11 protein-coding genes are annotated in these 12,090 nt (G+C 38.7%); 8 read left to right on the forward strand and 3 right to left on the reverse strand.

Going from position 1 to position 12,090, the window contains the following annotated elements:
• The first annotated feature begins 123 nt into the window (after positions 1-123).
• Positions 124-1,062, forward strand: coding sequence for a calcium/sodium antiporter (locus tag Q2T41_RS14915; RefSeq protein WP_304436727.1), 939 nt, complete (start codon positions 124-126; stop codon positions 1,060-1,062).
• A gap of 75 nt (positions 1,063-1,137) precedes the next feature.
• Here Q2T41_RS14915 and Q2T41_RS14920 read toward each other — a convergent pair whose 3' ends face one another.
• Positions 1,138-2,154, reverse strand: coding sequence for a glutamine synthetase beta-grasp domain-containing protein (locus Q2T41_RS14920; RefSeq protein WP_089259656.1), 1,017 nt, complete (start codon positions 2,152-2,154; stop codon positions 1,138-1,140).
• Between the two features lie 192 nt (positions 2,155-2,346).
• On the opposite strand from Q2T41_RS14920, the gene Q2T41_RS14925 reads away from it, so the two are divergent.
• The 6 genes from Q2T41_RS14925 to pyrF all read left to right on the forward strand — a co-directional run bounded on the left by Q2T41_RS14925 (position 2,347) and on the right by pyrF (position 9,387).
• Positions 2,347-4,533 carry a glutamine synthetase III family protein gene (locus Q2T41_RS14925; protein WP_304436728.1) on the forward strand — a complete coding sequence of 729 codons (2,187 nt, stop codon included), beginning with the start codon at positions 2,347-2,349 and terminating at the stop codon, positions 4,531-4,533.
• Between the two features lie 89 nt (positions 4,534-4,622).
• Positions 4,623-5,801, forward strand: coding sequence for an AIR synthase related protein (locus Q2T41_RS14930; RefSeq protein ID WP_304437459.1), 1,179 nt, complete (start codon positions 4,623-4,625; stop codon positions 5,799-5,801).
• 51 nt (positions 5,802-5,852) lie between these two features.
• Positions 5,853-6,296: a Rieske 2Fe-2S domain-containing protein gene (locus Q2T41_RS14935; RefSeq protein WP_089259657.1), complete on the forward strand. Its 444-nt coding sequence runs from the start codon at positions 5,853-5,855 to the stop codon at positions 6,294-6,296.
• A gap of 84 nt (positions 6,297-6,380) precedes the next feature.
• Positions 6,381-7,367, forward strand: coding sequence for an FAD:protein FMN transferase (locus Q2T41_RS14940; RefSeq protein WP_304436729.1), 987 nt, complete (start codon positions 6,381-6,383; stop codon positions 7,365-7,367).
• A gap of 109 nt (positions 7,368-7,476) precedes the next feature.
• Positions 7,477-8,553 carry a peptide chain release factor 1 gene (prfA, locus tag Q2T41_RS14945; protein WP_304436730.1) on the forward strand — a complete coding sequence of 359 codons (1,077 nt, stop codon included), beginning with the start codon at positions 7,477-7,479 and terminating at the stop codon, positions 8,551-8,553.
• A 3-nt stretch (positions 8,554-8,556) separates the two neighbouring features.
• A complete protein-coding gene (gene pyrF / locus Q2T41_RS14950) occupies positions 8,557-9,387 on the forward strand; it encodes an orotidine-5'-phosphate decarboxylase (RefSeq protein WP_304436731.1) in 831 nt (276 codons plus the stop codon).
• Here the strand turns inward: pyrF and Q2T41_RS14955 are convergent.
• Positions 9,370-9,561 carry a hypothetical protein gene (locus Q2T41_RS14955; protein ID WP_304436732.1) on the reverse strand — a complete coding sequence of 64 codons (192 nt, stop codon included), beginning with the start codon at positions 9,559-9,561 and terminating at the stop codon, positions 9,370-9,372. The two genes, pyrF and Q2T41_RS14955, sit on opposite strands and share 18 nt — an antisense overlap.
• A gap of 223 nt (positions 9,562-9,784) precedes the next feature.
• Between Q2T41_RS14955 and Q2T41_RS14960 the strand changes: the two genes are divergently transcribed.
• On the forward strand, positions 9,785-10,561 hold the full coding sequence (locus Q2T41_RS14960) for an alpha/beta fold hydrolase (protein ID WP_304436733.1): 777 nt from the start codon (positions 9,785-9,787) through the stop codon (positions 10,559-10,561).
• Positions 10,562-10,650: 89 nt separating this feature from the next.
• On the opposite strand, the gene Q2T41_RS14965 is transcribed toward Q2T41_RS14960, so the two are convergent.
• On the reverse strand, positions 10,651-12,081 hold the full coding sequence (locus Q2T41_RS14965; RefSeq protein WP_304436734.1) for a SusD/RagB family nutrient-binding outer membrane lipoprotein: 1,431 nt from the start codon (positions 12,079-12,081) through the stop codon (positions 10,651-10,653).
• Positions 12,082-12,090: the final 9 nt, after the last annotated feature.

A 12,090-nucleotide genomic window follows, 5' to 3' on the forward strand; every position in this document is an offset into this window, starting at 1 on the left:
AACTGTTTTTATAGTTATAAAACTATTTTTATAGTTATTTAACTAAAATTTTAGTTTTTTAATATTCGGGTTTATGTCATCAGCAACAATTTTGTTCTGTTATATTTGTCAAAAACCGGATATATGTTAAATCTATTTTTTATCGTGGCGGGACTAACCTTACTAATTGCAGGCGGTAATTGGTTGTTAAAAGCGGCGGTTGATCTTTCCTTAAAATTAAATATCCCAAAAATTGTCATAGGAATGACGGTGGTTTCGTTTGCAACATCGGCTCCTGAGCTTATTGTTAGTATCAATGCCGCCCTGGACGGATTTCCAGATTTGGCCTTGGGGAATGTGGTAGGGTCTAATATTGCCAATTTAGGCCTTGTATTGGCAATTACCATTTTATTGAGCCCAATAGATGTTAGTAAAAGTTTTTATACAACAGATTGGCCGGTGATGATGCTTGCTTCTATCCTGTTTTTCTTCTTTATTTATTTTGATGCGGTGTTAGTGCAGTATGAGGGTATAGTAATGGTGGTATTTCTATTTTTATTCTTGGTATATCTGCTACGCTTTCAAAAGCCTGCCGTGATTGATGAAGAGGACGAACCGGACGTCATGATGCCGACCTATAAAACAGTATTGTTTCTTGGTTTGGGGGGTAGTGCCCTTTGGGGCGGTTCTGAACTGTTGATCAATGGCGCAGTGGGTATGGCCACTATATTTGGCGTTAGTGAGCGTATTATAGCAATAACAATAGTTTCGGTAGGTACTAGTATTCCAGAATTGGCAGCATCAATAATCGCAATAATAAAAAAAGAAAAAGCAATTTCCTTGGGGAATTTAATTGGCTCCAACATTTTTAATCTATTGGCCGTATTAGGTATTACTTCTATCATTACACCAATAACCGTTATGGACGAGGGTCTCTTAACAAATGATATCTTTTGGATGCTCGGCATTTCTTTTCTTATCCTGCCATTGGTCTTTATTCCAAAAGGATTAAGACTAGGTTGGAGAGATGGTCTAATACTATTTATAATATATCTGACCTTTATATATGTAACAATAGGATAATCTTTAAAATCTACTAAAAAAAATGCCTTGGAATAGTCCAAGGCATTTTTAGTATAAAAAATAATTAATGTAGTATTAAATTTTGGCAGATTTAACCGTTTTAACGATTCTACCTGCAATTTTGTATGGGTCACCGTTAGAAGCTGGTCTTCTGTCTTCCAACCATCCTTTCCATCCGCTTTCAACGGTTGCAATAGGAATACGGATAGATGCTCCCCTGTCAGATATACCGTAGCTGAAATCGGTAATTGCTGCAGTTTCATGAAGTCCGGTCAAACGTTGGTCGTTAAATTCACCATAAACGGATATGTGTTCTTTTACTACAGGTCTAAACGCCTCACATATTTTCTCATAAGTTGCTTTGTCCCCACATGTTCTCAATGTAGAGTTAGAGAAGTTTGCGTGCATACCAGAACCGTTCCAGTCCATATCCTTACCTAATGGTTTTGGGTGGTACTCTATATAGTATCCATAAGATTCGGTTAACCTATCCAATAAGTAACGGGCTACCCATAATTCATCACCTGCCAATTTTGCGCCTTTTGCAAATAATTGAAATTCCCATTGACCACAAGCAACCTCTTGGTTAATACCTTCAAAGTTAAGTCCGGCAGCTATACAAAGATCGGCGTGCTCCTCTACAATGTGTCTTCCGTGCGTGTTCTTTCCACCAACAGAGCAGTAGTACATACCCTGTGGAGCAGGATATCCGCCTCTTGGGAAACCTAAAGGCAATTCTGTTGAAGTGTCCATGATAAAATATTCCTGTTCAAAACCGAACCAGAAATCGTTGTCCTCATCTTCAATAGTAGCTCTTCCATTAGATTCGTGCGGAGTACCATCGGCATTAAGAACTTCTGTCATCACCAAATACCCATCTTTTCTAGCTGGGTCCGGGAAAATTGCAACAGGCTTAAGCAAACAGTCAGAAGAACCACCTTCAGCTTGACGAGTTGAACTTCCGTCAAAAGACCACATTGGACAGTCTTCTAATTTACCACCAAAGTCATTAACCACTTTGGTCTTGCTTCTCATGTTTTGGGTTGGAAAATATCCATCTAACCAGATGTATTCTAATTTTGTTTTGCTCATAATTGTGATCGTTATAATTTTTTAAAATAAAAGACAAACAAAAATATGTTTTTTATCATTTCCCACACATTTTTAAGGGGGTTAATCTTTAAAAATTAAATAAACTGTTTTATACCCCCATAATTTATCGGGTATTTTGTCATATTTATATTTTAAGAACGTAATTTTGCCATATTAATAATGTATTTACGTATGAAATCATCAAGATTTGCCGCAATAGCCAATAGCCAGCAGAGAAATAGTATAGCAATTGAAGAGAAAGGTAGACGATCGGAATTGTTTGGGGTCAATGTGTTCAATGAACATAAAATGCTCCAATATTTGACTAAGGATGCGCTGGAAAGTTTAAAGGATGCCATGGTTTCCGGTTCTAAGATCGACCGTAAAATAGCCGATCAAGTGGCAGAGGCTATTAAGGGTTGGGCAATATCTATGGGTGCTACGCATTATACCCATTGGTTTCAACCCTTAACTGGTTCTACGGCAGAAAAACATGATGCTTTTTTTGATTTAATGCCAGATGGCACCGCATTGGAAAAATTTGGTGGCGGGCAGTTGGTACAGCAAGAACCGGATGCGTCCAGTTTTCCAAGTGGCGGTATAAGAAATACTTTTGAAGCCAGGGGATATACGGCATGGGACCCTTCGTCACCAGCGTTCATTTATGGCACTACACTTTGTATACCTACTATTTTCGTTTCATATACGGGAGAGGCCTTGGATAATAAAGCTCCGCTATTGCGGGCTTTGAGTGCCGTTGATGAAGCTGCCACAGCTGTAGCCAAATATTTTGATAAGAACGTGACCAAGGTGAATGCCACCCTAGGCTGGGAACAGGAATATTTTTTAATTGACAAGGCGCTTGCGCATTCTAGGCCGGATATTATTATGACGGGCAGAACGTTGGTTGGTGAAACTCCTGCTAAGGGCCAACAGCTAGACGACCATTATTTTGGTGTTATTCCCGGGCGGGTGCTCAGCTTTATGAGTGATCTTGAAAAAGAGTGCACCAAATTGGGTATCCCCGTTAAGACCAGGCATAATGAAGTTGCACCAAATCAGTTTGAATTGGCACCTGTTTTTGAGGAGGCCAATCTTGCCATAGACCACAATCTTTTATTGATGGACGTTATGGATAAAATTGCGGATAAGCATCAATTTACCGTTCTGTTCCACGAAAAACCATTTGCAGGAATCAATGGTTCAGGAAAACATAACAACTGGTCCTTGGCAACGGATACGGGTGTAAATCTATTGAGTCCGGGGTCTACACCAATGAAGAACCTACAATTTTTGACCTTTTTCATCAATACGATAAAAGCGGTAGATACCTATGAAGAGCTTTTGCGTTCCTCAATTGCATCTGCCAGTAATGATTATCGTTTGGGGGCCAATGAAGCACCGCCGGCCATATTTTCAATTTTTGTAGGCAAACAGTTAAGTAGTGTGCTAGATGAATTGGAGGGAGTGTCCAAAGGTAAATTGTCACCAGAGGAAAAAACGGAATTAAAGCTTAATGTAGTAGGTAAGATTCCAGAGATTTTAATGGACAATACAGATCGCAACCGTACTTCTCCATTTGCTTTTACAGGCAATAAGTTTGAAATGCGCGGGGTGGGCTCCAAAACCAATTGTGCCAAACCAATGACAATTTTGAATACCATTGTGGCCAAACAATTAAAGGACTTTAAAAAAGAGGTCGATTCGCTTATCGATAAAAAATCATTAAAGAAAGATGAGGCCGTTTTCAATATTTTAAGGGAGTACATTAAAACATCAAAGAGAATTCGTTTTGACGGTGATGGGTATAGCCAAGACTGGGAAAACGAGGCCAAAAGAAGAAAACTTAGTAATAACCGAAATACACCGGAAGCACTTGAGATTCTAACTTCCAGGGAAAGTCTAAGTCTGTTTGAGTCTATGAAAGTTATGAGCGAGGTTGAAGTTCGTGCAAGGCAAGAGGTAGATTTGGAAAATTATATAATGCATACCCAGATAGAAGGTAGGGTCTATAATGAACTGGTATACGGGTTTATAATTCCTGCGGCAATAGCTTACCAGAATACCTTAATTAAAAACGTGTCCGGCCTAAAGGAAATTTATGGTGCGGCACACAAAAAATTCTCTGAGGGACAATTGACCATGATAGAGGAAATTGCGGAACATGTGGTCAGCTTAAAGAATATGGTAGATGCCATGGCAGATGCACGTAAAAAGGCAAACGCATTAAAGGATACCAAGAAAAAGGCACAGGCTTACTGCAACAATGTTAAGCCCTATTTTTCAGATATAAGGTTGCATAGCGATAAGTTGGAAAAATTAATGGATAATCAATTATGGCCCTTGACAAAATATAGGGAGTTGTTGAATCTTAAATAAATTGGCCTAACCAACATATTGTATAATATTAAATGAGATTAGAGGCAACAATTTTAATGTTTCCCTTATTTTTGCCACAAAATAAGAATATGTCCACATCAAGCAGTGAAAGATATCAGCAACGGGGTGTTTCTGCCTCCAAGGAAGATGTACACAACGCAATCAAAAATATAGACAAGGGTCTTTTTCCAAAAGCTTTTTGCAAAATAGTACCGGATTACCTTACGGGAGATGACGATTATTGCTTGGTCATGCATGCAGATGGTGCGGGTACCAAATCATCCTTAGCCTATATGTACTGGAAAGAGACCGGTGATATATCAGTGTGGAAAGGTATAGCCCAAGATGCGCTTATCATGAATATAGATGACCTAATTTGTGTAGGTGCTACGGACAATATTATGTTGTCATCCACTATAGGAAGAAACAAGAACAAGATACCTGGAGAGGTATTGTCCGCTATTATTAATGGTACCGAAGAACTGATCAAGGATTTAGGTGAATTTGGTATTACCATTCATTCAACAGGTGGTGAAACTGCGGATGTTGGTGACTTGGTACGAACCATTATCGTGGACTCTACCGTTACGGCCAGAATAAAGAGAAGTGATGTCATAGACAATGCAAATATTAAGGCAGGCGATGTTATCGTTGGTCTGGCCTCTTTTGGCAAGGCCAATTATGAAAAGGAATATAACGGAGGTATGGGGAGTAACGGACTAACATCTGCCCGGCATGATGTGTTCGCCAATTATTTGGCAGAGAAATTTCCGGAAAGTTTTGATGCCGAAGTACCTAGTGATCTAGTCTATAGTGGTACGGTAAAACTAACGGATGAGGTAAAGGATTCCCCGTTAGATGCAGGTAAACTGGTACTTTCCCCAACACGAACCTATGCACCAATAGTCAAGAAAATACTCTCCAACTATGATGCTAAGGATATTCATGGTATGGTTCATTGTAGTGGTGGAGCACAAACCAAAATACTTCATTTCATAGATGAGCTGCATATAATAAAAGACAATTTATTTGAGGTGCCGCCCCTGTTCAAACTTATTCAGGAGCAATCCGGTACAGATTGGAAAGAAATGTACAAAGTATTCAATTGTGGGCATAGATTGGAGTTTTATGTACCTGAAACTATTGCAGACGATCTTATCCAGATTTCTAATGATTTTGGGGTAGACGCGCAGATTATCGGTAGGGTAGAGCCATCAGATTCCAAAAAATTGACCATTTCCGGTAGTAATGGAACCTTTGTGTATTAGTACATACGATTAGGCCAAAAATATCGTTCTATAGTATAAACCTATTTTGCTATGGAACGAAAACAATTTTTAAGAACCTTAGGGGCAGGGGCAGCCTTTGCCATAACTTTTCCTTGTTTGGGCAGTTGTTCCAAAGACAGCGAAACGGAAGGAAACATCGTAACCCCACCTACCAATATTGATTTTACTATTGACCTAAATTCTTCGGAAGGCCAAAAATTGGCCAATAACGGTGATTTTATTCTCAAAGATCTTGTGGTCGTAGTTAAAAATTTAGAAGGTAATTTTGTAGCGGCAACACAAATTTGTAGTCATGAACAATATGACCAAGTGCGTTTTGTAAATAAGGACGGAGGCATTTTTTATTGTGACGTTCATGGTTCTGAATTTAGTCAAAACGGTACACCGTTGAATACCATACCCAACAGTACTTCCAAAGCATTGAAAATATACAATACCTCATTAGAAGGCTCATTGTTACGCGTGTTCGAGTAAGGGTATATCGTAAAAAAATCTATAAAATAATTCAACTTAAATCTATATTTACAATTAAATCATAGTCCGTAATAGAGCTTGCTAGTGAAGAATCTTCCCCCCATTATCTTCTTTTTTATGACTTTCTTTGTTTTTGGTCAAGGGGAGCAGTTCATCACCGTAAAAAAATCTTTTACTGCAATGGGCAGTGATTTTGATATTACTGTTGTCTCATTGGAAGAGGAGCTGGGCTATATTTATATTCAAGAAGCTTTTGCTGAAATTCAAAGAATAGAAAAGTTGATTTCCTCTTGGGACCCTAATTCCGAAACTTCAAAGATCAACGCCAATGCCGGGATCAGGCCAGTTGCCGTAAGTTGGGAGCTCTTTAAATTAATAGAGCGTGCTATACAAATTTCCGAACTTACCAATGGGGCTTTTGATATTTCATATACCGCACTTGAAAATCTATGGAAGTTTGATGGTTCCATGACGCAAATGCCATCAAAATTGGCTATTAAAGAGGCGGCACTAAAGACCGGCTATAAAAATATTCAACTTAATAGTAAAGACCAAACCGTTTACCTTGCAAAAAAGGGTATGCGAATTTCTTTTGGGGGCATTGGTAAGGGATATGCTGCGGATAAGGCCAAGGCTCTTTTGGTTTCCAAACAGGTGCAAGGCGGTATTATAAATGTTGGTGGGGATATTACTACTTGGGGAACAAAGGCTACCGGAGAAAAATGGTTGATAGGAATTTTAAATCCAGAAGGGCAGGAAGGATTGTTTTCTTGGCTACCTATTTTGGAATCTTCCGTTGCAACTTCTGGCGGTAATGCAGATTTTATGGTAGTGAACGGTAAAAAATATGCCCATGTCCTGGACCCAAGGACCGGATATCCTTCCGCAGGCATTCAAAGCGTTTCCGTATTTGCCAAAAGCGCGGAGCTATCAGATGCTTTGGCAACCTCTATCTTTGTTATGGGTGTCAATGCAGGGTTGGCATTGATCAATCAGTTGGGAGATACGGAAGTAATTATTGTAGATGAACATGATAAAATGTACAAGAGTAACGGCATCATTTTAAATTGACCCACTTTATTCTATCTTTTTTTTTAATTTATTTTAATGCTTAGCCTGTACAACCCTTTAGGGCATCTGCAAAATTATCGTAAATTCGCAGCACAAGTGAAGTAAGATTATGATAGAAAAATTAAATATTGTTAAGCAACGTTTTGATGAGGTTTCCGACCTTATCATACAGCCCGATATCATTACGGACCAAGAGCGTTATGTAAAGCTTACCAAGGAATATAAGGATCTTAAAGATCTAATGGAAAAGCGTAAGGAATATCTTGAGCTTACCAATAATATTTCAGAAGCAGAGGAAATTATTGCCGATGGCAGCGATCAAGAGATGCTGGAAATGGCCAAAATACAGATGGAAGAGGCCAAGGGCGCTTTGCCAAAATTAGAGGAGGAAATAAAATTAATGTTGATTCCAAAAGATCCGGAGGACGCCAAAGATGTGGTCGTAGAAATCCGGGCCGGAACCGGTGGTGACGAGGCTAGTATTTTTGCAGGAGATTTATTTCGTATGTACACCAAATATTGTGAGTCCAAAGGCTGGAAAACCAATGTTATTGACCTTAGTGAAGGTACCAGTGGAGGTTTCAAGGAAATACAGTTTGAGGTAAATGGTACGGATGTATATGGTACGTTAAAATTTGAAGCCGGTGTACACCGTGTACAACGCGTGCCACAGACAGAAACCCAGGGTAGGGTACATACAAGTGCCGCAACGGTCATGGTCTTGCCCGAGGCAGAGGACTTTGACGTTCAAATAGACCCCAAGGACGTTCGTATAGATTTTTTCTGTTCATCAGGTCCTGGTGGGCAATCTGTAAACACTACATATTCCGCGGTGAGGCTAACGCACATCCCTACCGGATTGGTGGCACAGTGCCAAGATCAAAAATCGCAGCATAAGAACAAGGACAAGGCCTTTAAGGTACTGCGCTCCAGGTTGTATGATATGGAATTGGCCAAAAAACAGGAAGAGGACGCCGCAAAACGTAATAGCCAAGTAAGTAGTGGTGACCGTAGTGCCAAGATAAGAACCTATAATTATCCCCAGGGTAGGGTTACGGACCACCGTATTGGTCTTACATTGTATGATTTGTCCAATATAATAGATGGGGACATTCAAAAAATAATAGACGAATTGAGTTTAGTTGAGAATACAGAGAAATTGAGAGAGGCCTCTGAGATTTTTTAAAGTATGACTACCCAAGAACTTATTGCCCAAATTCATAAGAAGCAATCTTTTTTATGCATTGGCCTGGATACGGATTTGGACAAGATTCCAAAATTTCTATTAAAAGAGGAAGATCCCATTTTTACGTTCAATAAAGCAATTATAGATGCTACGCACCATCTTTGTGTAGCATATAAACCAAATATTGCTTTTTATGAGGCATACGGTGTAGAAGGGTGGTCCTCACTTAGAAAAACAATAGAATATCTTAATGAGAACTATCCGGAGATTTTTACCATTGCCGATGCTAAGCGTGGTGATATAGGCAATACGTCTACCAGATATGCAAAAGCCTTTTTTGAAGATCTTAATTTTGATAGTATTACCATAGCTCCTTACATGGGTAAGGATTCTGTAGAACCATTTCTTGCTTTTGAGAATAAGCATACTATCCTATTGGCTCTGACATCCAATGAGGGGGCATTTGATTTCCAAACCAAAAAAATAGGGGATACGGAACTGTATAAGGAAGTGCTGTCTATCTCAACAACGTATAAAGGATCTGAAAATTTAATGTACGTCGTTGGTGCTACCAAGGCAGCATATTTTAAGGAAATTAGAAAAATTGTGCCCAATAGTTTTTTACTGGTGCCAGGGGTTGGTGCACAAGGGGGCAACTTGCATGATGTATGCGCACATGGTATGACAAAGGATGTTGGACTTTTGATTAATTCTTCGCGCGGAATAATTTACGCTTCTGGAGAACAAAATTTTGCAGAAGCGGCCCAGCAAAAAGCATGCGAATTGCAAATTGCCATGAAGAAGGAACTTGATGGCTTACACCAAGTTTTCTAACGTCCTTTTTATCTTTTGTGCCTTTTGCTCAAAAAATTCTCCCAATTGGGTATTGGTTGGCATTTTTGAAGCCTTTTCTAAAAAGTTTTGATATTGATACTCCAATAAGGTTATGATGTCGGCTTCGGCTGCAATAGGTTTTACGGTTCCTACTTTACAATATTGCTTTTCCATAATACTATACGTTAGTTCTTTGCAAATATACGATCAGAATGGCCTTTTGGATGTCGACTCTAGGGGTCATACAACTAATTATCAGGTTATTTGTCTTTTTTTTAACATGAACACGTTCAAAAATTTAAAAATGACAGTAAAACAGCTAATTATTTATGATGCTGGGTACATTTTAAAAAGTTAATTATATATTGCCTTAACGATATCTTAATCCGTCTAAATTTTGCTTCACCATATAACGTATGTTCATTCATCTTCTCCTGTTTGGGTAACGTTTGTCCATGGTGCCGGAGGCAGTTCATCAATTTGGTATAAACAGATTCGTGAATTTAAAAAACATTTTAATATTTTATTATTGGATTTAAGAGGGCATGGCAATTCCAAACCCGACTTAAAAAGTGTTTTTGATGATAAATACACCTTTGATGTCATTACCAATGATATCGTTGAGGTCATCAATTTTCAAAATATTCAAAAATCGCATTTTGTGGGGATTTCCCTTGGAACTATTTTAATAAGGAACCTTGCGGAAAAATATCCTGAACGCGTTGCCAGTATGGTTTTGGGCGGGGCAATTATGAAATTGAACCTAAGGTCGCAGATTCTAATGAAATTGGGGGTCATTTTTAAATCCGTTGTTCCTTATCTATGGTTATATAAGTTTTTTGCCTTTGTAATAATGCCCAATAAGAATCATAAGGAATCACGTTTATTGTTTGTTAGGGAGGCCAAAAAATTATATCAAAAAGAATTTATCCGCTGGTTTAGGCTTACTTCGGAAATTAATCCACTATTGCGTTTTTTTAGGACTGTAGATATACAAATACCTACCTTATATATTATGGGTGAAGAAGATTATTTGTTTCTGCCCAGTGTTAAAAAAATAGTCCGTAGCCATCAAAAATCAGATCTTTTGGTAGTTGAAAATTGCGGTCATGTGGTAAATGTGGAACAACCACATTTTTTTAATGAACAAGTGGTCCGTTATTTAAAGGGGTAGTTGACCCGCATATTTTTCAATCTTATTTCTAAAAAAGAAAAGACCGGTTTGCACCGGTCTTAACAATCAACTTAATTATAAATGAACTACTAATTAACGTCCCAGAATAATGGAGTTGTCAATTGGTCACCACCAATTGCACTTGAAGCGGCGTCATAATTTTCACCGTTTACCGCAGATTCTTTCACTGGATAGATCATCCTTAAAGGAACTTCTTGTTGAGTTTGGTTAGATAAAACCAATTCTGGCCAATCTAGCCTACGGTACTCTGTCCAGGCTTCAAAACCTCTGTTGAACAACGCAATCCACTTTTGCGTACCTATTTTTTGTTTATAATCACCTGTAGCGGTAGCATAGGCAACTTCTGGTTGTGCCAAATAGGTATCTATTTCATCTTGTGTACCACCATAATAGGCAATAGATGCAGCAATACCGTCATTGTAATATGCTTCCGCATCTCCAGAAATGAAACCTCTTTCAACGGCTTCTGCCTGAAAAAAGGCAACTTCAGCATAATCCATAATAGATCCTGGATAAGTTGGATCACCAACGATATCAAAATTTAAATGGGTAAAGTTGGCGTATGAATTATTTCCACCAATTGGTCCACCAATGTACGGGTCCTTGTTATCCGCGAAATAATCATCTAAACGAGGGTCGTTTAGAGCAACCAACATATCTAAAGATGTTTTACCTGCAATGTAATCCTCTCTTCTGTTTTCAGTTTCAAAAAGATTGTAAATAGGGTTGTTGTTCGCTGTAGGCGATGATTCATACCTAATGACGGTATTGTCATCGTTAGAAGTGAATACGCCGGCTTCTACAGCTTCTTTGACGGTTGTACTTGCCAATGTAGGATTTACATCGGCTATACGCATACCCAATCTCAATTTTACGGAATTGGCCAATTTTCTCCAGGCGGTTACATCACCGGAATAAAATATGTCATTAGAGCCAAAAGATTCCCCACCGTTGGCCAATGCTGCTTGTGCAGCGGATATTCTAGAGATTAAATCCGTATAGATGGTGGCTGCATCATCATATTTTGGAAATAGGTTGTTAATGTCCGCAGCTTCGCTATAAGGTACATCACCGTTCAAATCTACAAGGTGTTGAAACGTATAGACTTTAATAGTTTCAATAATGGCCAATTGATTGCCTCTGGTAACGGCATCTAAAATCTCATCTTCCTCTATCAATGCCTGAGCGGAATTAAGATCATTGATCACATTGTTATAATATGTAGTCCAATAGGCCTGTGAAGGATCTCTACCAATAATTAAGTAGTTAGACTCATCAATATAGGTGGCCTGTGCCCAATGTTGCGCCCAAAGTCTAAATACGTTGGAACCGCTTATCGTTGTGATCCTATCTGCCAAATTCTTTTCTGCATTGGCCACTAATGTTTGTGGTGGGACTGCAGTTGGTAATTTGGGGTCGTTATTATAATCTGTAATATCTTCTGTGCAACTAGACAACAATATGCCTGCGGTTGCTAAAATTAAATATATATTCTTCATCGTTCTCTT

This window comes from Maribacter confluentis, from assembly GCF_030505015.1.
Lineage (GTDB): Bacteria > Bacteroidota > Bacteroidia > Flavobacteriales > Flavobacteriaceae > Maribacter > Maribacter sedimenticola.